Annotated in this window: 19 protein-coding genes; 4 read left to right on the forward strand and 15 right to left on the reverse strand. The window is 36.5% G+C overall.

Going from position 1 to position 24,117, the window contains the following annotated elements:
- Nucleotides 1–201: 201 nt before the first annotated feature.
- On the reverse strand, nt 202–2,304 hold the full coding sequence (locus tag QM491_RS05520; RefSeq protein ID WP_283326276.1) for a ferredoxin-like domain-containing protein: 2,103 nt from the start codon (nt 2,302–2,304) through the stop codon (nt 202–204).
- Nucleotides 2,305–2,638: 334 nt separating this feature from the next.
- On the opposite strand from QM491_RS05520, the gene QM491_RS05525 reads away from it, so the two are divergent.
- The 4 genes from QM491_RS05525 (at nt 2,639) to nth (ending at nt 5,401) form a co-directional block, all read left to right on the forward strand.
- On the forward strand, nt 2,639–3,052 hold the full coding sequence (locus tag QM491_RS05525; RefSeq protein WP_166552601.1) for a hypothetical protein: 414 nt from the start codon (nt 2,639–2,641) through the stop codon (nt 3,050–3,052).
- A 639-nt stretch (nt 3,053–3,691) separates the two neighbouring features.
- Entirely contained in the window at nt 3,692–4,294 is a 603-nt protein-coding gene (locus QM491_RS05530; RefSeq protein ID WP_095161052.1) for an RNA polymerase sigma factor, read from the forward strand.
- Nucleotides 4,269–4,511 (forward strand): hypothetical protein, encoded by a 243-nt coding sequence (locus tag QM491_RS05535; RefSeq protein ID WP_095161053.1) that lies wholly within the window; start codon nt 4,269–4,271, stop codon nt 4,509–4,511. The genes QM491_RS05530 and QM491_RS05535 overlap by 26 nt, the downstream gene beginning before the upstream one ends.
- 221 nt (nt 4,512–4,732) lie before the next feature.
- Nucleotides 4,733–5,401, forward strand: coding sequence for an endonuclease III (gene nth / locus QM491_RS05540; protein ID WP_283326277.1), 669 nt, complete (start codon nt 4,733–4,735; stop codon nt 5,399–5,401).
- 102 nt (nt 5,402–5,503) lie between these two features.
- On the opposite strand, the gene QM491_RS05545 is transcribed toward nth, so the two are convergent.
- The 14 genes from QM491_RS05545 to tgt all read right to left on the reverse strand — a co-directional run bounded on the left by QM491_RS05545 (nt 5,504) and on the right by tgt (nt 24,072).
- Nucleotides 5,504–5,710 (reverse strand): hypothetical protein, encoded by a 207-nt coding sequence (locus QM491_RS05545; protein ID WP_283326278.1) that lies wholly within the window; start codon nt 5,708–5,710, stop codon nt 5,504–5,506.
- A 160-nt stretch (nt 5,711–5,870) separates the two neighbouring features.
- Nucleotides 5,871–6,974 (reverse strand): non-hydrolyzing UDP-N-acetylglucosamine 2-epimerase, encoded by a 1,104-nt coding sequence (wecB, locus tag QM491_RS05550; RefSeq protein WP_310589547.1) that lies wholly within the window; start codon nt 6,972–6,974, stop codon nt 5,871–5,873.
- Between the two features lie 104 nt (nt 6,975–7,078).
- Nucleotides 7,079–8,215 (reverse strand): glycosyltransferase family 4 protein, encoded by a 1,137-nt coding sequence (locus tag QM491_RS05555; RefSeq protein ID WP_283326279.1) that lies wholly within the window; start codon nt 8,213–8,215, stop codon nt 7,079–7,081.
- 83 nt (nt 8,216–8,298) lie between these two features.
- A complete protein-coding gene (gene asnB, locus QM491_RS05560) occupies nt 8,299–10,161 on the reverse strand; it encodes an asparagine synthase (glutamine-hydrolyzing) (protein WP_283326280.1) in 1,863 nt (620 codons plus the stop codon).
- Between the two features lie 6 nt (nt 10,162–10,167).
- A complete protein-coding gene (locus tag QM491_RS05565; RefSeq protein WP_283326281.1) occupies nt 10,168–11,265 on the reverse strand; it encodes a glycosyltransferase in 1,098 nt (365 codons plus the stop codon).
- Nucleotides 11,266–11,318: 53 nt separating this feature from the next.
- Nucleotides 11,319–12,323, reverse strand: a complete 1,005-nt coding sequence (locus QM491_RS05570; RefSeq protein ID WP_283326282.1) for a glycosyltransferase — start codon at nt 12,321–12,323, stop codon at nt 11,319–11,321.
- Between the two features lie 56 nt (nt 12,324–12,379).
- Entirely contained in the window at nt 12,380–14,227 is a 1,848-nt protein-coding gene (gene asnB / locus QM491_RS05575) for an asparagine synthase (glutamine-hydrolyzing) (RefSeq protein ID WP_283326283.1), read from the reverse strand.
- A gap of 3 nt (nt 14,228–14,230) precedes the next feature.
- Nucleotides 14,231–15,424 (reverse strand): hypothetical protein, encoded by a 1,194-nt coding sequence (locus tag QM491_RS05580; protein ID WP_283326285.1) that lies wholly within the window; start codon nt 15,422–15,424, stop codon nt 14,231–14,233.
- 50 nt (nt 15,425–15,474) lie between these two features.
- On the reverse strand, nt 15,475–16,809 hold the full coding sequence (locus QM491_RS05585) for an MATE family efflux transporter (protein ID WP_283326287.1): 1,335 nt from the start codon (nt 16,807–16,809) through the stop codon (nt 15,475–15,477).
- Nucleotides 16,754–17,743 (reverse strand): NAD-dependent epimerase/dehydratase family protein, encoded by a 990-nt coding sequence (locus tag QM491_RS05590; RefSeq protein ID WP_283326289.1) that lies wholly within the window; start codon nt 17,741–17,743, stop codon nt 16,754–16,756. The genes QM491_RS05585 and QM491_RS05590 overlap by 56 nt, the downstream gene beginning before the upstream one ends.
- Before the next feature lie 24 nt (nt 17,744–17,767).
- Nucleotides 17,768–18,712 (reverse strand): glycosyltransferase, encoded by a 945-nt coding sequence (locus QM491_RS05595; RefSeq protein ID WP_283326291.1) that lies wholly within the window; start codon nt 18,710–18,712, stop codon nt 17,768–17,770.
- A 272-nt stretch (nt 18,713–18,984) separates the two neighbouring features.
- Entirely contained in the window at nt 18,985–20,127 is a 1,143-nt protein-coding gene (locus tag QM491_RS05600; protein WP_310589548.1) for a Wzz/FepE/Etk N-terminal domain-containing protein, read from the reverse strand.
- A 40-nt stretch (nt 20,128–20,167) separates the two neighbouring features.
- Entirely contained in the window at nt 20,168–22,453 is a 2,286-nt protein-coding gene (locus tag QM491_RS05605) for an SLBB domain-containing protein (protein WP_283326293.1), read from the reverse strand.
- 485 nt (nt 22,454–22,938) lie between these two features.
- Nucleotides 22,939–24,072 carry a tRNA guanosine(34) transglycosylase Tgt gene (tgt, locus tag QM491_RS05610; RefSeq protein ID WP_283326294.1) on the reverse strand — a complete coding sequence of 378 codons (1,134 nt, stop codon included), beginning with the start codon at nt 24,070–24,072 and terminating at the stop codon, nt 22,939–22,941.
- Nucleotides 24,073–24,117: the final 45 nt, after the last annotated feature.

Here is a 24,117-nt window from a genome sequence, read left to right on the forward strand (position 1 = left end):
ATCGAAAAGTAGTTGGTCATCGAGTAATGGTAAGCGAATCAATCTGAGACAAAACTATTTTAAAAAATCGCTCAATCTCTTACTCACAAATCACTCAATCTAATAAAAAAGAGGTGTACCCAATTGGACAAGCCTTTTGAATTACACCCCTTCAAATGTTGTATATGACTATACTAAATAATCAAACAAAACTCGGTACGCTTACGCCTCTACTGTTTGCTCACGATATGCTTTAGCCAATGCTAAGAAAGCTTTTGCTTCGGCGATATATGAAGTAGCGAAGTCAACGCTAGGCTCGTTTTGGTTGATTTGAAGTACTAATTCTTTGAAAGAGCTTTGAGCAATTGTGATTTCGCCTTTTGCAACAAAATGCTCGTCAAATTTCTCGATAACGGCATTTTGAGTAGAAACGTTAACACTCTTATCCAAAAGCAAGGCTTTAGCAGCACTTACAAATACACTGTAGGCATGATAGATAGAATCAGCTACGCGGTTTTCGTTAAAGGCATTCAAAGTCCACTCTAATTTTTCTTCTGATTCAAACAACAAAGTTGCAACTAAGTCAATCATTACACCAGCACATTCGCCTACCCCGATTTCGGTAGCAAATTGTTCTGAAGCACCCCAGTCAATGAAATCATCATCTTTCAAAGTGGTAAGGTCTGCTACTGGTTTTAACAAGCTATAAAAATATTTTTCGCCCTGACGGTCATAATAATCATTGAAGTATTCGCCTTCTGTTGCGTTTTCTTCATAATTATTCAACAATACTCTCAATACCTCAGGTCCACGTTTTGAAGGCACTTTAATCACCTTATCAGCCACACGACCTACACCATTACCAACTGTTCCGCCGCCTAACAATACTTGGAGCGCAGGCAATACACGCTTATCTGCTGACTTTAAAGACGAACCGTGGAAGCCGATATTTGCCATACCATGCTGACCACAAGAGTTCATACAACCTGAAATTTTGATTTTAATATCGTTATTATAAATCAAATCAGGGAAGTCTTCAGAAATAACTGCTTCTAATTTGGAAGTAATATTCGTACTATCCGAAATCGCCAAGTTACAAGTATCAGTACCTGGACAAGCCGTAATGTTGGCAATTGAGTTAGCCCCAGGCGAAGCCAAATCATGCGCTTTTAGCAACTCATAGATATATGGAATATTAGCTTCTGGTACAAAACGCAACATCAAACCTTGGTTGATACTCACTCGTACATCATTTGCTACATATCCATCCAACTGTTCGATTAAAGAACGAGACGTATTAGAAGAAATGTTACCATTTAAGATACGAACATACACACCAAAATATCCTTCTTGCTTTTGAGCAAAAACGTTAGATTGCAACCAAGTTTTATACTCATCAGTCTCAGGGGCAACTGTAGATGCCGTTTGAGTTGGCAAATATCCTTCGATTTCTGTTTCGCTGAACCCAATAGTTGGAATCTCAAATGTTTTGTTTTTGATAGCAATCGTTTCTGCATTTACCAATTCTACAAACTTATCGAAACCAATTTTTTGAATCAAAAACTTCAAACGAGCTTTGTGACGAGAATTACGCTCACCATGACGGTCGAACACTCGCAAAGCTGCCTCAAAATATGGAATTACTTGATTTGCTTCCAAAAATTCAAATGCTGTATAGGCCAACATAGGCTGAGCGCCCAAGCCTCCACCAACAACTACTTTAAAGCCTCGTTTGCCATCCAACACTTTTGGAATCAAACCAAAGTCGTGCATATAAGTTAATGCAGTATCAGCGTCGGAGTTTGAAATAGCTATTTTGATTTTACGACCCATTTCTTGACAAATAGGATTTCTCAAGAAATAGCGGAAAATAGCATCAGCATAAGGAGTTACATCAAAAGGCTCTTGAGTATCGATACCCGAAGTGATAGAAGCCGTAACGTTACGAACGGTATTACCACAAGCCTCACGAAGTGTAATATCATCTTGTTCCAATTGTGCCCACAATTCAGGAGTGCGATCCAAAGAAACAAAGTGAATTTGAACATCTTGACGAGTAGTCAAGTGTAAATTTCCTATCGAATACTCATCCGAAATATCAGCGATACGTTTCCACTGCTTAAAGGTCATTTTACCATAAGGCAATTTGATACGTACCATTTGTACCCCTTGTTGACGCTGGCCATATACACCACGAGCTAGACGTAAGCTACGGAATTTTTCTTCGTGGATTTTACCATCTCTAAATAATTCAATTTTACGAGCTAAATCTAATATGTCTTTTTCAACAAGTGGATTTTCGAGTTCAGTTCTGAAACTTTGCATTGCTTTTCTGTTTAAAAATCAAACAAAACACCCTAAGCTGGTCAAAGTAGCACAAGGTTCTTGTGTAATGAGTAATCCACCTACATTATTTACTCTATAAAATAAGTAGATTTTTATGCAAAACTAAGGAAGAAATTCTATCTATCAAGGCTTTTTCTAAAAAAAGTTTGATATATATTTTAAACATTCAAAAAATCCAAGTAAGTTTGCCCAGATGGTCTAGTGGCTGAGTAATAATCAATTATATTCATTCGTCATACAAGTAGTTATTAAAAGTCGAACATTACAAAAATTGTTTAGTCAATCAAATCGACCAATAAATCCCATTATACCCATGAAGAGAAATCTATCTTTATTTGTTGCTTTATTAGCATTATTATTATCAAGTTGTACAGATAGCAAGAAAATTGCTGAGTATCAAGACCAAGTAAGAAGACTTGAAAGTCAAATTTTGAAAGAGCGTCAAGAAAACGCAGAGTTAAGTAGCTTCCGTTTTAGCCTTGAAAGTCAGTTCAAGAAAAAGAATGAAGACTACATGAAATGCCAAGAAGATAGTAAGGATACCTTCGAAACCCTTACTATTAAATATAATCGTTTGTTGGACGACTATAACAAGATTCAAGCTTCTTACAAGTCATTGAACGAAACTTACGAATTAAATAAAGAAAATTCATCTAAAGTTATCGCCGAACTGGAAGAACGTGTTCGCAATAGCAAAACAGGCAAAGTGAAAAGACGTCGTAGATAATTTTCTAACAGTATTTTTAAGAGAACTGCTTTATAAAAGGCAGTTCTTTTTTTATTACTGTACTATTCTTATTCATTGACTCTGCAATTAATTTTATTTGATTAAAACCTATCCCGCAAAAGATTTTTGTATAACCCCTAAAGTTGTTTTTTGAAAGCAACAGTATCTATTTACCATATAATCAATCGTACTTTTCAAGTTTGGTCTATTTATTGCATTTGTTGCTATATATTTTCTCATTTTGAGACCATTTAATCAATTCTGTGTACATATTTCTTGCATTTGCCTGAGTTTTGAGTATTTTTGAGACAAAGACAGTAAAAGTCCAAATCATATTGTTATCCGTATATAAAGAAGATTAACAACATATTTGGAGATTTCAGGAAAACACTAGGTATTTATTAGGTATTAGTCGTCATTTTGAGTAGGTACATTTCATTAGAACGAAAAAATGGCTGTTAATATTTGTTAACGAAAGTTAAAATTGCTTGTAATTTTTTTGGAATTAATATAACAACTACTATCTTTGAATCAACCAATCAAGCATACTTCATTTTTTACTAGAGTAGTCACTAAAAAAACAATATAGGAGAAGCAATATGATATAAAGCTTTACGTTAACCAAATAGATTTATCAAGATGGAAAGAATCCATGTTAACGACAGTGAGCTAGTATCACGCTATATTCAAAATGGTGACGAACATGCCTTCGAAACACTTGTTCGCCGATACAAATCAAAAGTTTATACAACGATTTATCTAATCGTGAAAGACACTTACGTTGCAGAAGACTTATTACAAGATACTTTTGTAAAAGCGGTGGATGTACTTCGTTCTGGAAAGTACAATGACGAAGGTAAATTTTTGCCGTGGGTACTTAGAATTGCCCATAACATGGCTATAGACAATTTCCGTCGAGAAAAACGCTATCCCAATATCGTATTCGAAGATGGTAGTAGTGTATTCAATACACTTGATTTTGCAGAAGACTCTATCGAGGAAATGCAAATTAAGAATGAAACACACAATCATCTAAGAGATTTGATTAAACGTCTTCCAGATTCGCAACGTGAGGTACTCGTGATGCGTCATTATGAAGATATGAGTTTTCAAGAAATTGCCGACGCCACTGGCGTCAGTATCAATACGGCATTGGGGAGAATGCGTTATGCGTTGATAAATCTGCGCAAAATGATGAGTAAAAATTCTCCGAGCTATGATACAAACCTTTACGCAGAATGACGTAATTCGTTACGTTTATGAGGAAACTTCAGAAGAAGAAAACCTACTAATACAAGATGCATTGGTACATGATACCGAAATGCTGGAGTTTTATTTGGATTTAGTAGATCTTAAAATTGGTTTAGATGCCAGCTATCGTGAACCATCCTCTAGAACGGTCGACAATATATTAGCGTATTCTCGTAATTTTGACTCAAAACATCAAACCTCCGCCTAGTTTTAGGCTCAGGTTTGATGTTTTTTTGTTTTACTCAAGTCTTATTAAGACTTGAGTAAATTTTTATTTGCTTTATTTTTTAGAAGTCATCTACAGACTTCTATCTGTCTCTTATTGTATTTCTGCTACTAAAAAATCTGACTATTTATCCTTATTTTTGACTTTTGATACTTACCAGACAAGTATCCCTCTCATACAATTTTGTTAATCCAGATTTTGTTATGCTAAAAAAAGAACGTTATCGTTTGTTGATAGACTACTTTCTCAATAATTTCCCAGTAGCTGAAACCGAACTACATTATACAACTCCTTTTGAATTATTGGTGGCTGTAGTACTATCTGCTCAATGTACCGACAAAAGAGTTAATATAGTAACACCTGCTTTATTTGAACGCTTCCCCACACCCGAATCTTTAGCAAGTGCTACTTTTGAAGAAGTTTTTTTCTATATCCGCTCAATTTCATATCCCAATAACAAAGCCAAACATCTTATTGGTTTAGGACAAAAGCTCGTTGACAACTTCAAGTCGGAAGTACCAAGCACTATAGAAGAGCTACAAACACTTCCTGGAGTAGGTCGTAAAACAGCCAATGTGATTGTTTCTGTGATTTTTAATCAACCTGCTATGGCTGTAGATACACACGTATTCAGGGTATCCCATCGTTTGGGTTTGGTAGCTAAAACCGCTACAACTCCTTTGGCAGTAGAAAAAGAACTCATCAAACATATTCCTGAAGAGCTAGTTCCTAAAGCACACCATTGGTTAATTTTGCACGGGCGTTATGTTTGTATTGCACGTTCACCAAAATGTGAGGAGTGCCAACTAACGCATCTGTGTAAATACTTTAGTAAGCCTCCTCATTTGCGAAAAGATAGTCCTAAGCTTTAATATTTAAGCAGATATGTATAATTAGAACAATACAATTATCAAGACAAAAGCTGATAAACATATTTTTAAAATTACTCACTCCACTTACGAACTCAGCATTATCTAATTGGCTCTAGCAGGTCTTTTACCTTCTTTACGAATCAAAGAATCACGTTTGGGGCGTCCTTGTCCATCACCACGATGACCTCTTTGACGACCTGTTGAATCTGCTTTCCATTCTCTTTTTCCTTTTTTAGAAGGAGTTTCCTGAGCTAAAGTAGTACTTAACGTAACGCTAAACATAGCTGCAATGATTAATAGCTTTTTCATGACTAAAAGTGCTCGAGTTAAATTGTTAGATAATGGGAAAGGATAAATTTGATGCTTTGGATTGTTCTTATAGAACAAGGTTTAATCTATATTTTAAAAAACAAAACCCTAAGATTTTAGCATCTGAGGGTTTTGACTTTTGAAGCAATAAGAGGTCACCTTACTTTCCTATTTTCTCTACTAATATATCTGCAATTCTTTCTGAAGTATGTCCGTCCCAAAGCGGGGGAACTATACCTTGTTTGGCTTTACCTTCTAAAATTTCTATAAATTTTTCATGTACTGTAACTGGATTCAGATCTGACAGCAATTGATTGGTTCCTAACTCAACAGTAACAGGACGTTCGGTTGTGTCTCTAAAGGTTAAACAAGGTACTTGTAAATATGTCGTTTCTTCCTGAATACCCCCCGAATCTGTGATTATCAAACTAGCATTTTGCATTAATTGTAAGAACTCCAAATATCCTTGTGGCTCGGTTAGCACTAAGCCTTCAATATGCTGAAGCCTATCCCATAGTCCAAAATTTTTCAAGTTATTTGACGTTCTTGGATGAATTGGGAATACCACTTTTTTGTAAGGAACAGTATTTTCAATAATAGTCAAAATTGAGGCAAGTCCATCGGCTGTATCTACATTAGCGGGGCGGTGCATAGTCATTACAACAAACTCGTTCTTAGCTAATGTGAGTTCTTCTAAAACAGATGTTTGTTGTGCTTTTTTGAGATAATGCGCCAATGAGTCAATCATGACATTTCCAACAAAAAACACCTTTTCGTCTGGTACACCCTCCCTTTTAAGATTGTCAATACCAGATTGTTCGGTAATAAATAAATAATCCGAAACGCTATCAGTCAAAATACGGTTGAGTTCTTCGGGCATTTTACGGTCACCACTACGTAGACCAGCCTCTACATGTGCCACGGGGATGTGTAATTTGATAGCTACCAAAGTACAAGCTAAAGTAGCATTTACATCGCCCACAACCAATACCAAATCAGGCTTTTCTTGAAGCACTACTTTTTCAAACTCCAACATCGTACGTGCTGTTACTTCGGTATGTGAACCTCCTCCTACACCTAAGAAATAATGAGGTTTAGGCATTTGAAGCTGTTCAAAAAACACATCACTCATCTTGGCATCAAAATGTTGTCCTGTATGAACAATCTTAGATTCGATAGCTGGGTGATTTTCAAAAGCACGATGCAATGGCGCTACTTTCATGAAGTTGGGGCGAGCGCCAACGATGTTAAGTATTTTCAACATAAAGTATGTACAAAAAATGTTTGATTCTATTTCCCATAAAGTTATCCACAATCAAGTGTGGATAACTTTATGGGAAATCTACTACAAAGTTGGTTAAAATTGTCTTATTTCCCACATAGCAAACGATGATATAGTTCAATAAAAGCTTGATTGACTTGTTGCTCAGTATAGTTTTCCACAACGACTTGCCTAGCGTTGTGTCCTAAAGTTTGCCTAACAAGTGTATTTTCCAACAAATCGTCAATTTGGTGCGCTAAAGCCTCAATATGTCCAATAGGCACAATCAGACCATTTTCTTGATGCTTTATCAATGCTTTACATCCATCACAATCACTACCTATAATCGCTCGTCCAACAGCCGATGCTTCCAAAAGTATTCGTGGAAAACCTTCATGATATGAGGGTAAAACAATAATATGTGCTGTTTGTAAAAATGGTAATATTGGATACTGCGCTCCTTGCCACATTAGATAAAAGTTATCCACACTAGCTTCAAGTTCTTGTCGAGTCAATGCGCTTGGGTTTGCCTCATCGATAGGACCAATAAGTTCAAAAGCAACTTTACCTTCCCATTTACTCCGTAGAAGCTTGGCGGCTTCTATAAAATCTAAGACACCTTTGTCTTTCAACATTCTGGCAATTAGGCGAACCACATAAATAGATGAATTGGATTCGGGAGTATAAACAAAATAATTAATATCAATCCCAGTACCTTTAATAAGGTTGATTTGTGAATGTGTTAGCTTTAGAAGTGTTTGAAAAAAATGAGCATTTTGTTCATTCTGAAAAAGAAAATGTTGATAGTTTTTTCTAAAAATAAAACTCGATAGGCTGAATATCTTTTTTAAAATGTTCCATCTATTTGCAGACAAAGCTGAACCCAACCCAGCAACAGCATTGAGCACAATACTATTGCCTATTCCCAAACGAGCGATACTTCCTAATAAAATAAGTTTGATACCAACATGATGAATAATATCAGGCTTTATCTTAAAGTATAGTTTTCGAAGAAAATATAATTCTTTAAAATTCTGGATAAGGGATTTACTTCCTCGATTTATAGAAAAGTCATAAAATTCAAAACCAAGAGATTCGATATAGGCACGATGTCCTGTGTCTTTGGTAACAATACTGACCTTAAATTTATTTTGTAAGCAAGCTTGAGCCATTGCTATGCGATGCGAAATAAAAAAGGCATCCGAATTGATAACCAGTAAGAGATGTGGAGCTGTTTTATACATTCGCCAGTAGTATATATTAGACTAGGTTGATTGAAATACTAAAAAATGGAAAACTATCTGTTAAACATTACCTATACATTAGGTCATTGTATATGGTGCTTATACCATTTTTGAAAACAATAAATTATCCAAAGTTGGACTTTATATCGATGTGGTTTTTGAAGAAACAAAGCAACCTGCTTTTGTATTTTTGAGACATTAAAAACACCTTGTTTTATAAGAAAATCCGTACTTATTAGCATTAAAAGTTCCTTCTTTAAATTGGTACTAAACCAAATATCAATCGGAACTTCAAAGCCTTTCTTTTTACTTTGTTGAAAACGTTGTGGAAACAAACTGGAATGATATGACTTCAGCAAATATTTAGTAATACCTTTTTGGATAAGCAATGAACTGGGTAGTTTTTGTGAAAACTCCCAAAGATTTTTAGACAGAAATGGGGTTCGGTATTCTATGGAAGCACGCATACTCATACGGTCGGTTTTTACAAGCATATCTCCTTCCAATGCAATGAGCTTATCCCAATGTCTTGCCAAGGACAACGAATTGTGTGAAGGCAAAGACATAAATAGGGGTTTCAAAGTATCACAATGTTGCCATTCTGGTAATAGTAATGTATTTATTATTGACTCAGAAACACCCATTTGACTAATATTCCATATATCTTCGGATGGATTAGTTCCTATTTTTTCAAAAAACTTAATGCACGCATTTATCTGAGAATTATCTGAGAGTTGATGTAAAGGAAGCTGTTTTGCACTTGTTAGAAAAGGTGCATAATATCGAATTTTATCGGCAAAGCTTGACATCAGATAGCGCTGATATCCCCCAAAAACCTCATCTGCACCATCGCCTCCGTACATGATTTTTATGTCATTTTTTACCCATTGATGAATCGAATTGCTAGCAATCGCTGACGAATCGGCGTAGGGCTCATCAAAATAACTTAGCGTTTCGTCAAGCTGCTTTTGTACTTGTATAAAATCAAGTGGAATAATCTCGTGTTTTAGACCTAAAAATCGAGCAATTTTTTGTGCCAAAAAACTTTCATCTTGTGCATTATGCTGAGTTTGTAAGGAAAAACAGTGAATATTGGTATTCATTTGCTTGAACCAATAGGCCAAAATACTCGAATCTATTCCTCCACTAAGTAACAACCCTGTAGCATGCTTGGTACATATTTTTTGTTGTACACTTTGTTGAACTAATATATCTAGAGTGCCTAAGGCATTTTGTTGATTGAAAGACGGAGAATAAGATGGCATTTTCCAAAAATCGGATGTACTTGCCTGAAGGCTAGTCAAGTCTATACTCAAATATTGTGCTGGCTTGACTTTCAAAATAGATTGATAAATACTCAATGGAGCAGGTATAAAGCCTAATCTAAAATACCAATTAAGTGCTTCGGGATTAATTGAAGCTTGTTTTTCATTAAGCGCTTCATAGCTAGTTGAAAGGCCTTTGAGTTCGCTCGACCAAATCACGCATTGATGATTGATATAATAATACAAAGGCTTTTCGCCATTAATATCCCTAACTAAAAAAAGTTTGTTGAGTCTAAAATCAATAATTGCTATCGCAAACATACCATCGAGGTGCTCGACACAGGATATCCCCCAATGTAAGTAAGCTTTGGCTAACACTTCAGTATCAGATTCGGTTTTGAACTGATACCCCAAGCCAATTAGCGTTAGTCTAAGAGATTGATAGTTATAAATTTCGCCATTAAAACACAAACAAACATTTTGTTCATGCCAAGGCTGTTTAGCAAAATCTGCATCTACAATCGCCAATCGGCGCATTCCCATCCCCATAGTCAAGTCGTCATTTATCCAAATACTATCATCATCAGGACCACGTTGTTGGAGCTCCAAATTCATTTTTTGTAATAACGAAGGCATCAATTTTATAGATTTCAGCCCTATAATTCCATTTATTCCGCACATATTTTATTAAGGATAAAGTAAAGACAAATGCCATTCATTGTATTGATGTGCAATTTTGGAAATATGAAAATATTCCAAAACTCTTGCCCTTAAGCATAGCATAAGCTCAAGGTGCTTATCCTGAGGCATTGATAGAACAGATAGCCAAGCTTCTGCCAATGCCTCAGGATGGCGGATTGGCACAATCAATTCTGATTTGTCCACAAGGATTGAAGCATCACCAGCGTTGGTGCAAACACAGGGAATACCTTTCATCATAGCTTCTCCAATAACATTCGGAAAGCCTTCTGAGTAGGAGCTAAGTGTGACAATGTCCAACGTAGTCAGTATATCATCAAGAGAAATTTGTGCCTCATGCAGTTCGATATATTCGCTTAGATGAAATTGTTTAATCCATTTTTGAAGTTGATGGTTGTCTGTACTACAGCCTTTCCCGATTAATACAAATCGGCATTGGGTATTTTTTTGTAAAAAAAGATTAACCGCTTTCAGAAAGGTATAATGGTCTTTTTCGGGTGTAAATCTTGCAATCATTCCAATACGCTTAATAGAACGATTATTGAGCATAACCTGAGGCTTATCTAAAAACCCATTATGAATCACTTTGATTTTCTGACGAAATCCAGCCAAATGATGCTCTTGAGCTCCTCGCTGTGAGCAACTCAAAATATGATTGGGGATAAAGTGGGAACAAATTTTTACGATAAGAAAAAACGCCTTTTGTGACCATGAAGTAACTCCACTCAGGGTATTTCGAATATTCCACACGATGATGGGTCGCCTCCTCAACAAATATGCACCTAACCCACCTAGGACATTGGCATGATACAACCAAGTGTGAACAATGTCAGGGCAAAGCTTACGAAGAATCAAATGACAACGAAAAGCGATAAGAGGAAGATTATACCAACGATTTTGATAAGGTAAAACAAATACTTCTATTCCCAATGATTGAATAGGCTTTATCAAATCTGCTTCGGCGGTTAAACAAATCACTGTTGGACGAATTGTTTTTAGGTCAGTGTATTTCAGTAATTTATAAAGCATCATTTCAGCACCGCCCATTCCAAGGCTAGTAATGATATAGGTGATTTTGATTGGCATATATTTCTTTTAAGACTATCGGTTTTGTGTTCATCATTTAGGATATCTCATTTTCAAATCATTAATCTTTCTACAAATAGTTTTTCATAAATCGACATAATAGCTTTTAATTCAAATGGATATAGGTCTCTCGAAAGTTTTTGAGGAAGAAAAGGTTCTTTTAAAGCTATAGAAATCGACTTTGCAAAATCGGTTGTATTATTTACTAAAAAGCCATTTTCACCCGAACGGATAATTTCGGAAGTTCCACCCGAAATTGTAAAGGCAATAGGTGTTACCTCCAAACATAGCGCTTCTAAAATAACATTTGGAAAGGCCTCCGAATAAGAGCCTTGCAGATATAGATGAGCTTTTTTTAGTAATGGAAAAGGGTTTTTCAATTCTCCTGTCAAAATTACTTTTGATTGTAGTTGATGCTTTTCAAGATATTTTTCAATTGCATTTCTCTCTTGCCCTTCGCCTACTATATAGTAACAAAATGGGCTATCTAGTAAAGCCAATGCATCCAATATTCTTAGATGCCCTTTAATAGTATCTAGTCTAGCTATAGTAATAAAAATAGGACAATTAGGAATATCATACTCCAAAGGCATTTGTGCAAGTTGTCGTACCAAAGACAAATCAATAGGATTCTGAATAACCAAGGTACTAGAAGCAATTTCAGGTAAATTATTGATTACGTGTTGTTTCATTAAAGCTGATTGTACCACCAGCAAATCAATATTACGATATAAGTATCGAGATAAAACCTTTTGAGAGGTATTTAGCCATTCGAATAAATAATTTGATTCACGAGCAATAAGCTTGCAGGACTTTGGGATAAGGGGTTTTAACAAAATCATGAGTCTTGTAAAATCCAAGACACTAAAGATATAGTCGGGGCGTTCTTGCCAAATCAACAAGAGTAGTTTTCGCCATGTATATCGAACCCTCGATTTGCCAAAATACTTAATGGATACTGCTGAGTTGGTAATTAAATAAAAAGGTTTTTCTGTCGAATTGAGTCCTAATACGACATCAAACTGATGACAATCCCAATGATTAATGAGAGTGCTCATGACCTTTTCGGTTCCTCCACATGCCAAACTTGGCATTAGAAACAATATTTTGGGTTTTATATCCATCGATTATACCAAAGTTGAAATTGTAATAGGTGCCAAAGTGTAGTAGCGTAAATATCGGAGCCTTGATAAAAATGTTTGAGATAAAGATTGACAGTTGTTGTATTTAGCAGACCATGTTTTGCTAATGAGGAGGTAGATAACGTGTCTAGGATAAGCTCTTTTAGAGGCCCTCTCAACCATTTTCCTAGTGGAACACCAAACCCTTTTTTAGGTCGGTCCAAGAGTGCTTGAGAAAGTTTTTGATGAGCCAGCTTTTTCAGTAAATATTTTTGTTCCGAATCTTTGATTTTGTACTGACTTGGCAAACTAGATACCCACTCTACCCAAGGATGATGTAACATAGGCTCTCGAATTTCGAGGCCAACTGCCATGCCAGTACGGTCAGCTTTTACCATCAAATCATCGACCAAATACTGTGTATAATCCCAATACAACATAGCATGGATTGGGTCGTGAGGAAAAACTTTCTTAAGCGTTTTTTTAGAATTTGGAATAAAGTCTTGTACTAGATCTGATATCAAATTGTTACTAAGTGTTTGACTTACAGCATCGAATACCCAAATTGGATTTTGAGGGTACTCAAGAATATGCCTAAGTTTTACGACTTTTCGGTGATGAAAAGGTTTTAACAACAATCTAATTATTTGATTAGGAGTATATTTCAAACCTTGATAAAGCCTCAAACTTTGCAAATAACGAGGATAACCAGCCCAAAGCTCATCGCCACCTTCGGCCGACACAACGGCTTTGACAGACGGCCGCACTCGTTGACTCAGTGCCAAACACGCTACTGCCGAACTATCGCCAAATGGTTCATCGAATACTTCAGGCAAGTGCATTGTAAGGGGTAAAGACTCATGATTTTCTAGAATAAACCCCTCAAAAGGAATTGCTAAATGCTGAGCTATATTTCGGGCAAAAGGAATCTCGCTGAATTCGTTTTCCTCAAAACCCAAGCAATAGGCTTTATAAAAATTGCTGTGCTTGCGAGCGTAATATGCTACCAACGAACTGTCATAACCTCCACTCAAATACAAACCAATGGGGTGGTCGGCTATCATACGGGTTTGGCAGGCGGTATCGAGTCGCTGATCTAATTCTTGAAGCAAAAATGATTCAGCATAATTTTGCTTAGCAATTGGTTGGCTAAGAGAGTCCAAAATCGACCAATAAGTTTGATAGCGTGTAGTATTTTGTTGCAAGTCTATCACTAAAATCTGTCCTGCCTGTATTTTATGAGTATGTTCAAAAATACAATGTGAGCTAGGAATATAACCATATTGAAAAAATAGCCCAATACTTTGTATTTGTATCTGTCTCGGAAAATCTGAATGAGCGATTAACGCCTTTAATTCAGAGCCAAATAAAATAAGATTTCTGGATTGAAATAAATACAAAGGCTTCGTTCCAGCTCTATCTCTTGCTAATATCAATTGCTGATTTTCCTGATTAAATAGCCCAAAAGCAAACATTCCTGTCAATTGTTGAATAGCCATTTCACCCCAATAATCAAAAGCTTTGACTAACACCTCGGTATCTGACTCACTTTCAAAATAGTACCCTTTCTGCTGAAGGGTATGTCTGATTTCCCTGAAATTGTATATTTCTCCATTAAAAACTAGTACCCAATGCTTCCATCGGTAGGGTTGAGAGGCCAGAGTACTATTGTCTAATAACGACAAACGAGTATGTCCTAGTCCTATTTGATACAAAGGCATCGATTTCCAATATTCCCCATAAGCATCTGGGCCACGATGCCCCAGAGACGAATACATCTGTCGAAGGGTTTGTAGAGAACTTTTATAACGGAAGTCTACAAGTCCAGTAATTCCACACATATTTTAGCTTGATTTAGTATGCGAACTATTCCATCGAATTTTGATAAGCGAAAAAAGCCATGGCACTATCGCAAAAACCAAAACCCGTTTTTGTAAGTATAATTGAAATAATAGATTATTTCGATGAATATAAAATGCCCATATCGAGAAAAACAAGGCAATTACTACCAAAGAATATCCCGTTGAGCGTTTGATGAGGAGATTACCAATCACCAAAACGATATGGTAAAAAAAGATAAAAATAATGAGTGTAATCCAACCTCCACTTGCCCAAATATCACCCCAAATATTATATGCCAACCCGTATTCAAGTTGAGGAAATAAATCTTTTTGAGTCAAATAATGACTGTTAGACTGCATTCCGAGCCAATCACCACCAATAATCAATTGACTAACAATGTCTATAGGATGATACCAATCTACCTCGATACCCTTGCGTAAGGTTTCTGATAAATTGGCCTGAATAGCGGCTGGCTCACTCACAATAAAAGCATGAAACAATACGTCTTGCCACGAAGGGTAAATCTCGTTAAACAAATCCATTCGATTGGCTTGTAACAAAGGCAAAATGAGCTTTGAAATAAAGAAAACTGCCCCTAAACTAATGATTAACAACACTTTCCCTAAGTATTTCCAATGAATAAAATAGTTTGCCAAACGTTTTGGCTCGTGCTGTGTTGATAAGACTAATAATGCCAAAACTACAAAAGCCGAAGAGGACCGATTACCTCCCCAAAACAAATCTAAACCCAATAGCAAAACCGCAACGATTTGGTAAAATCGATAATCTGCTTTAAAAGCAATCATTGCCAATAAACTAGCGCCCATTGCCCAGATAACACTCCATCGGTCTGCTTGTTGACTGAGTATGGACTGAAGTTCGCCTTTACTTATTTCAGCACGATTCAGATACAAATCAGGAAACTGAATCAAAGAGCCTATCAAACCCAACATACCCATAAAAAATGCTCCTAAAGCTAAATTGGGCTTAAAGTCTCCTGTAATGCAAATAGACTTCTCTTGTAAAAAGGTATCGTTGAATAATACTGTAAGTAAATTAATGCCCAATACCAAGTCATAAACCCAATAACAAGGTGGATAAATAGCGGTAGTTTCGTCTGTATTGTAAGGGTTAATAATCAGTCCAGAAAATCCAGGAATAAAATAAACCAAGGAACTAAAAAATGATAAGCCCAAAAAATCAAATAAGCGTTTACTAAAAATATAATAACAAAACCCTATGAGACTTAAGATGTAGAATAAGTTTTCGAACATAGTATTCTAGGTATAAACCGTGTTTGTCGAAATAGATAATTACTCAGCCAACATTGCCACAATCCCATCATCCAAGTGCTGATGACTGTACCATAAATACCCCAATATGGTACTAGCAAGTAGCTAAGACAAATACCTAATATGCATGAAACCAACTGGATAGGTATCATCAAATGGACAAAGTTATTTACAAACAAAAAACTAGAGCGAGCTATATCGAGCATGTAGAACAATATGTTGATAGATAAGCCCCAAATAAACCATGTTAATTCTTGTACACCCAAAATTCTTTCAAACAATGGTGCGCTTATCCACAATAGGGTAATTAAGCCTATGGCACAATCCAAACTGATGTTAAAATATTGTTGCAGTTTTTTCAGAAAATGCTTTTCTGAAAATTGTTTTGCTTCAATTATGCGTGGATATTGGTGTGTAAATAACAACACTGGTACAAAATAGCAGGCTTCAATCAATCGAATAGCCGAACTGTATTTACCTGTATCACTCAGATTCAACAAGCTTGCTAACAACAACACATCCATTTTTGATTGGGCTAAGCCAATGATTTTACTCACAAAAACAGACCATGCTCCTTTACACATTTCTTTTACTAATTGCCATTGAATTTGCCATTTACGAAATTCTAGCCCTTCGTTTTTTATCAACCAATAATAGCCTATTGCCAAAGCCAAGCTACAACCTAATTGAAACCATAAAAAAGTAGAAAATGAAAATGGCTTTATCTCAGCACAAATTAATTTACAAATTCCTGCACAAATTGCATAATAGGCATTCACTTGGTTGATTAATTGAGGCTTTTTGATAGCATCAAAATAAAAGTAAATAACATGAAAAGGAGTTGTCAGCAGACTTCCTGCTTGTATCCAAATGAGATTTTTCAAGAATGAATATTGTGGAAAAAATAGCGTAAAACTTAGTCCACAAATAATAAAGCCCAAGACTGATAAAAGTATTGCTATCAAGGCAACACTTCCCAAAATAGGCTCTACTTTGCGTCCTTCTACAATGGCTTTAATCACCCAGTCTTTGAGCCATATCCCCGAAAATACACTGAACATTCCATGATAGGCACCCAACAAACTGATACTTCCCCAATGTAAACTATCCAAATGTCGTATAAGCCAAAGGCTACTCGCAAAAGTTACACCTAGTTGTATTACATACCAGCTAAGCTGGCTCGACAATCCTTTCAGTTGCTCATTGAGTAAATTCTTCAGTTTGGTTGCTAAACTAATCATGAGTTCTTTGTGATTGATACCAAGAAATCGTTCTACGAATACCTTCATTAAAATATACAAATGGCTGATAATTAAGATATTGTTTGGCACGACTTATATCAGCTTTACTATGCAAAATATCACCTTGACGAGGATGCTGATAAAAGATGGGGAGTTCGGCTTCGCAAAAAATATTAATCGTATTCCAAACCTGATTTAAAGAAATAGATTGCCCACATGCAATATTAAAAAAACGATACTCTTGAGAATGTTTTAATAGAGCTAAGATATTGGCATATACCACATTGTCGATATAAGTAAAGTCTCTACTTTGCTCGCCATCTCCGAAAATAATACCCGCTTTTTCCTCTAACACGGATTGAATAAATTTCGGAATAACCGCAGCATAGGGGCCATCTGGATTTTGACGTGGTCCAAATACATTGAAATAGCGCAAACCAACCAAATCCTGTTGATATGTATGTGCAAAAATATCGGCGTATATCTCATTGATACGCTTAGTTGCTGCATAAGGAGAAAGTGGTTCGCCAATAGTAATTTCTTGTTTGACATCATCTAATAAGCTTCCATAAACAGAGGAGGAAGAGGCAAAAATCATCTTTTTTACCTGTGCTTTTTGCATAGCTACCAACAGATTGACAAAACTATTGACATTGGCCTGATGCGTACTAATAGGGTCATGAATAGAACGAGGTACAGACCCAAGTGCCGCCTGATGAAATACATAATCAATATCTTCGCAGGCTTTTTCACAAACAAGACGATTTTGTAAGTCCCCTTCGATTAAATGACAATTGGTATAACCTAGCGCCGATTGAATATTTTCGAATGAACCTGTTGAGAAGTTATCCACAATGACAACTTGTTGGGCATGATGTTTCAGTAAAAAATCAACCAAATGAGAACCAATAAATCCAGCGCCACCCGTAACTAGAAAGCTACTTTGCTGAATCAGTGTAGAAAGGGGTTGTGATATAGTCATAGAATAATTTTGTTAAGTAGTAGACTAGTTTACGTATTTGAAAAGGTGATAAAGTAGCTTTAACACACTAAAGCCTATTTTTCGTTTTACTAGATAGACAATTACTTTTTTACTGACTGGACGAGATAATAAATGGGCAAACCGTAAAGCAATCTCAAATTGCCTAGAAACAAACGCTTTTAAACAATAATTTAAAATCCGTTTATCCAAAGCCCTATACTCGTTACTATGACTAAGTGTTAGCTGTGTTCTTAAACAAACTTTATAGGCTGTCTCCAATAAACCTTTTTCAGAACAGTTAAACCCTGAAGATGCTGAATTAGGTAGCTTTCGTACCTTTAGTAATACCTTTGGCAAATAAGCATAATAACATAACAGGGAAGAGCGCATCCAAAAATCCAAATCTTCGTAAGCTAACTGCTCGTTGTATCCGCCCATTTGCAAAAGTAAACTCCTTCGTATCATCATAGCTGGGGCAGGAATAAATGATTTGGACAAGAGTTTCAACCAAATATCTCCACTTGGAGGAGGCAAATCTCCGAAGGCTTTACCCTTGCTTTTATCTTCTTGATTAATCCATTCAATATTTGAATAAATTACACCAACCTCATTCGTCTGTTTTTCGAAAAAAGCTACCTGCTGACTCACACAGTAAGGCAACAATATATCATCAGCCGAAAGATCTATAATATATTGACCTGTAGCCTTAGTAAAGGCTTGGTTAAAAGCTTTACAGATACCCAAATTTTGGGGATGATAAGTAACCTGAAAATGATGTTTATTTTGTTGACAAAAGCGCTGAATACAGCTAGCGCTATCATCAGTACTACCATTGTCTGATACAAAAACTTGAAGATTGGGATAGTCTTGCGTCAAAATCGACGATAAGGTTTGTTCTACAAATGATGCTTGATTGTGGCAAGTACAAATGATAGATACAAGGGGAAATTCATTAGATGTAGTATTCATGCGGTTCTCCAGTTTTCAAATAAATAGCAATGGAGTTTTCGCAGTAAATAAGGTTCGATAGAATAGCTGTAGGTGTGTTATCTAATTATTGGGCTTTCGGCTTTCAGCCATGAGCATTCGGTAAAAAGTTTCTGTGGAAGATTGAATTAGTACTATAATCATGACCTTTGGCAGTACTATTCTGATTATGAGCATATTCTAATAACTAATCTACTATTAACCGATAACCTCAATATTAAGACTTTATTCTGAAAAAGTCAAATTGAAATTACTTAGAAAAATAATTTCGAAACCCTAAAATACCTAATCATTAAAGTTAAACAGGCAATCATTCCTCCCAAAATCATAAAAGCAAAAACCATAACTGTACGTTTAGGCTCGCTTTTTTTGAGAGGCACTTGCGCAGGCTCAAGAATCTGAAAAACAGGTGTATCATGCTGAACTTTCACCCTCGATTCTTCTAACTTTTTACTCAATTCTGAAAATAAAGAAAAAGCTAGTTCTGATTCTTGTTGAAGCTTTTGTTCCTGCTGTCTTGAAGTATTCAAAAACAATCCTCGGTGACTATCCTGAAAAGCAGAGTATCGTTGTAAGGCAATTTGATAGCGCTGTTGGGCTTCATCAACTCTCTTTTCCAAGAAAACCACCTCTTTTTGTATCTTCTCTAAACGATATTTCTTTACATATTGATTCAAATAGTCTTGAGCATATTTTACAACAATAGTCGCTACCAAAGGATCGGGCATTTTGGCATTAATGCTTATTACACCTGATTTTTTATCTAAGGAGGCTGTAATATTTTCTCTTAAATCTTTCAGGATAACCGCTTCCTGTTTGCTCAGCAACAAAGAGTTTTCGGGAGTTTGTGTTGCTGAAATCTGTATTGCATCCGAGGTACTCTCTCCAAAAATCCGATATGATAATTTTTGTTTACGAAGACCATTAAGATACTCAAACAAGGTTGTCTTTACTTGAGTTTTGGCAACTACCACTGGCGCTCTAAATGTACTCAGTAAAAAAGGTGTGCTTTGCAAAATAGGAGGGTATAAATCGGGTCGGATAGCCTCGGTGCTGTTCAAATTATCTAAATCAATTCCTGCTAATCCTGCCAAGGATTTAAACTTATCGAGGCTTTCGATATTTTTGGTATCTATTTCTGGTAAAATTTTGACTTCAGAAGTATATAGATTGGGCAACGAAATCGCATATAGCGCTCCCAAAATACCAAACGAAAGGCTCATGAGCAAGATAAAACGCTTGCCCTGAACCAAACCCGAAATGAGGTCTTTGATTGAAATAGTTATATGGTTTTTATTCGTGTCCAAATGAAGAAAAAAATGAATTCTATACCTAAAGCTTTTGGCAATAAGCCATAAGCTAAAAATATAGAAGTGTTTTTGAATGAAATAATACAAACATTTAGCCTACTGCTTATTGCCTAGAGCGTATCAGTGATTACTTAACGGCATTTGTGATACTAATAATCACATAAACCAAGGAGCTAATGCCGCTCATAATAGCGATACGTTCGCCCACACTAAGTTTAGATTGCGTTTCTTTATCTTGTTCGGGTACAATTACTTCCGAGCCTGGCAATACTTTAGGATATTTTCTAAAAAAGAGAAAATGATTAGTTTTATCAGACATCCCATTGGCATATTTCACAAAAATACGATTTCGTTGTGCCAAAGGACTAAGCCCACCAGCTTGAGACAAATACGTCTGTAAACTTTGTCCTTCACGATAAGCCACTGCGACTGGGTTGAGCAAGCCGCCAGTCAATTTGACCGTTTCCACTAGTCGTGGAATGGTTATTTTATCCCCTGCCAACAAAAGCAAATTTTCAGACTGCTGTGGATTCGCCAAAATTAAAGATAAATCAATCGCCACTACTGACGAATCTCGCTGAAAAACGGCACCTTGTGGATAAGCGCCTTTTTTGAGTCCTCCCGCCAATTGAACCAAATCGCTAATACGTTGTGCTTTATCCTTAATGGTATAAGAACCGGGATAGGCTATTTCTCCATCGATATAAACTGATTTTTGTGCTTCGTAATTGGGAGCAGTTCGAATATACACTTTGTCAAAAGGCATCAACAACATAGAAGCTTCTTTGGACTCAAGACTTAAGTTTTTATCTAGGTCAAAAAATAGAATTTCTACGCTATGGTCGTTGTCTGATGAATATAGCTCTGTTTTGATTCTTCTCGACAACTCTACTTTCGAAGCACTTGCCCCTTCGGTAAATCCTTTGGCTTGTAAAATCAAATCGCCCAAAGTCATGCCGTCGATATATTCATAAGTGCCCGCCTGATTGACTTCTCCTTCGATTTTTACCACACGTTTTTCTTGTAAATCATGTGTAGAATAAACGGTCAGAAAATCTTCACGCTTCAAAGGAATATCTGGATTTTGTCCACTCAAAATTTTTCCTAAATCAATATTGACTAATTCATATTGGTCATTACTTTTCAAACGACGCAGACTTGCTCGATTCATAAATGCCTCTGGCTTGAGTCCTTCGGCTATTTGGATTAAATCCTTTACGGTAGAAGTACCTTTTTCGATGGCATATTCTCCTGGACGAAATACAGCTCCTGCTATTTTTACTCGATTTTCAAAACGCTCTAAAATCGTTCCGATGGTATATTTGTCGCCACTTTTAGGAATAAAACTGGCTACCTCTTCTTGCGCAACATTTATCAGTTTCAACTCTTTTGCGGTATTACGTTTCAACTGAATCGAATACGTATAAGCTTTATCTGTAAAACCTCCCGCAAAGCGTAAAACATCTTGAAGTGTTTCTGTTTTTTCTACTTCAAAAATCATCGGACGCTTCACTTCTCCTTGTAGCTCAACTCTTGCTGTATAATCTCCTATTCGGATAATATCTTGATCTTGTAAATGCACATTATCTTTTTGGTCGGCACGAAGCAAGAAGTCATATAAGTCTAATATGCGATAAACCTTGTTGTTACGAATCAAACGGATATTTCGAAAAGAACCATTTTCGGATGGTCCACCCGCCGCATACAAAGCATTGAATATCGTTGCCAATGACGAAACCGTGTAAGTGCCTGGTCGGCTAACTTCGCCTGTAAGTGTTACCTTAATACTTCGTACATTGCCCAAAGTCACTTGTGCCGATACGCCACTTCCTGCCACATTGAGCCCTTGGTATAACTGTCGCAAACGTGATACAATACGTTGAGAGGCATTTTCTACACTGAGCCCATTGACATAAATCGGGCTAAGATTCAATATTTTGACAGTTCCTTCTGGACTTACTTTCACATGAAAGTTATCTAGCGCTGCACCATAAATATCCACAATCAGCTCGTCGTCGGGACCTAATTGATAATTTTGAGGCGTGGCAATACGTAGATTAGGTTCAAAACTTAATCCTTCTTTTGTAAAAAGAGATTTGCCAAAAACAGCAGACGAAATATTGGATGACTGAGGCTCGGAAAGTTGCCCTAATTGAGTTCTGGAAGTATTTTCAGGAAGAGTTACATTGGTCAAAACCTTATTTTGTTCGGTTCTTACTTTTTCTACTCGTTCTTTAATCCTAGCAATTTCGGCAGGGCTATAGCCCTGTTGCTGCGCTACTTTTTCGATTTGACTAATAGACAAACCACTAGTTTGCGCTTTTTGGATAAAGAGCTGAATTTGTTCGTCTGAGACCGTTTCTACAGATTTTTTTTGAGAAAAACCATTGATAGAAATTGAAAAGCAGATCAAGATTATAGGTGTACAAAGCAACAAACTTCGGCGACTGATGGAAAAATAACCTCGCCAAAAAGCCGTAGCTATTGGTAGAAAAACTTGTAAGATTCGCATTTACTACAAAATAACGGATATGAGGTTAACATATAGTTCTATCCTTACAAATGTAAAAATATCCCTTGAAATTCATAAAGTTTATGCCTGATTTTTATAGGATAATTTGGTAATTTGAAAATTTGATGATTTGGAAATGGATTAATTTGAAAGTTTGAAGATATAGGTTAGTGTAATTATTATACATTGAAGCTAGGAATACTCCTTAACATCAAAAACGGTGGTCGAAAATAATCTCGACCACCGTTTTTGAAAGCTATATGCAGGATGGGATAATACCTCTTTAGACGCAAAGCATTGCGTCTCTACGAATAAAATTTCTATTAAAAATAATCACTAAATCGCTCAATCACCATTCACTCAATAGAACTCAAAACTCTACACTCCTAAAGTCTTTGCATCAATTTTACGACCATTTGGTCTTTCCATGCACGGAAAGTCCCTGCCAAGATATGCTCACGCGCCTGACCTACTAACCATAGATAGAACGTAAGGTTATGAACACTGGCAATCATTGCGCCTAAAATCTCTTCTGCTTTTACCAAATGGCGCAAATACGCTTTTGTATAAGAGTTACTTACGTAGCTATCCAAACCAGCATCGATAGGAGAGTAATCATCTTTCCACTTCTCGTTTTTGATATTGATAATACCTTCTGTCGTAAACAACATTCCGTTACGAGCATTACGCGTAGGCATAACGCAGTCGAACATATCGATACCTAATCCAATGCCTTCCAAAATATTGGCAGGCGTACCTACACCCATCAAATAACGAGGTTTGTCTTTTGGCAAAATATCAGTTACGATGTCTGTCGTTTCGTACATCATTTCGGCAGGTTCTCCTACCGACAAGCCTCCAATTGCATTACCTTCACGTTCAAAACTAGCGATCACCTCAGCTGATTTTACACGTAAATCTTTGTACACACTACCTTGAACAATAGGAAAGAGCGTTTGGCTGTAACCGTACTTTGGTTCGGTAGCATCAAAATGATCACAACAGCGCTTGAGCCAACGATGGGTCATTTCCATCGACTCACGTGCATACGTGTAATCGCATGGATACGGTGTACACTCATCAAATGCCATGATAATATCTGCACCAATACTACGCTGAATATCCATTACACGCTCAGGCGTAAAATGATGTATCGAGCCATCGATATGTGATTTGAAAGTAACACCCTCTTCCTTGATTTTGCGACCTGTACCCGCCAATGAATATACCTGATACCCGCCCGAATCGGTCAAAATGGGTCTATCCCAACCATTGAATTTATGCAAACCACCTGCACGTTCCAACACGTCTAGTCCTGGGCGTAGGTATAAATGGTAGGTATTTCCCAAAATAATTTGGGCTTTGATATCTTCTTTTAATTCACGTTGATGAACTGCCTTTACCGAGCCTGCTGTACCCACAGGCATAAAGATAGGCGTTTGAATATCTCCGTGGTCGGTATGAATCACCCCTGCTCTAGCCTTGCTGTTGGGGTCGGTGCTATGTATGTCAAAAGTCATATTTTCGTACTAAAATAAAATGAACTCTATCTTACAAGTAGGTCA

The organism is Flectobacillus longus, from assembly GCF_030056705.1.
Classification (GTDB): Bacteria; Bacteroidota; Bacteroidia; order Cytophagales; family Spirosomataceae; genus Flectobacillus; species Flectobacillus longus.

Bases quoted from the DNA above. Each gene is read 5' to 3' on its own strand.
- nth (WP_283326277.1), top strand. From the start codon at position 4,733: ATGCTAAAAAAAGAACGTTATCGTTTGTTGATAGACTACTTTCTCAAT.
- QM491_RS05585 (WP_283326287.1), bottom strand. From the start codon at position 16,809: ATGAAGGTATTCGTAGAACGATTTCTTGGTATCAATCACAAAGAACTC.
- QM491_RS05595 (WP_283326291.1), bottom strand. From the start codon at position 18,712: ATGAATACTACATCTAATGAATTTCCCCTTGTATCTATCATTTGTACT.
- QM491_RS05520 (WP_283326276.1), bottom strand. From the start codon at position 2,304: ATGCAAAGTTTCAGAACTGAACTCGAAAATCCACTTGTTGAAAAAGAC.
- tgt (WP_283326294.1), bottom strand. From the start codon at position 24,072: ATGACTTTTGACATACATAGCACCGACCCCAACAGCAAGGCTAGAGCA.
- QM491_RS05570 (WP_283326282.1), bottom strand. From the start codon at position 12,323: ATGAGCACTCTCATTAATCATTGGGATTGTCATCAGTTTGATGTCGTA.
- QM491_RS05525 (WP_166552601.1), top strand. From the start codon at position 2,639: ATGAAGAGAAATCTATCTTTATTTGTTGCTTTATTAGCATTATTATTA.
- QM491_RS05535 (WP_095161053.1), top strand. From the start codon at position 4,269: ATGATACAAACCTTTACGCAGAATGACGTAATTCGTTACGTTTATGAG.
- QM491_RS05530 (WP_095161052.1), top strand. From the start codon at position 3,692: ATGGAAAGAATCCATGTTAACGACAGTGAGCTAGTATCACGCTATATT.
- QM491_RS05545 (WP_283326278.1), bottom strand. From the start codon at position 5,710: ATGAAAAAGCTATTAATCATTGCAGCTATGTTTAGCGTTACGTTAAGT.
- QM491_RS05555 (WP_283326279.1), bottom strand. From the start codon at position 8,215: ATGTATAAAACAGCTCCACATCTCTTACTGGTTATCAATTCGGATGCC.
- asnB (WP_283326280.1), bottom strand. From the start codon at position 10,161: ATGTGCGGAATAAATGGAATTATAGGGCTGAAATCTATAAAATTGATG.
- QM491_RS05590 (WP_283326289.1), bottom strand. From the start codon at position 17,743: ATGACTATATCACAACCCCTTTCTACACTGATTCAGCAAAGTAGCTTT.
- wecB (WP_310589547.1), bottom strand. From the start codon at position 6,974: ATGTTGAAAATACTTAACATCGTTGGCGCTCGCCCCAACTTCATGAAA.
- asnB (WP_283326283.1), bottom strand. From the start codon at position 14,227: ATGTGTGGAATTACTGGACTTGTAGACTTCCGTTATAAAAGTTCTCTA.
- QM491_RS05565 (WP_283326281.1), bottom strand. From the start codon at position 11,265: ATGCCAATCAAAATCACCTATATCATTACTAGCCTTGGAATGGGCGGT.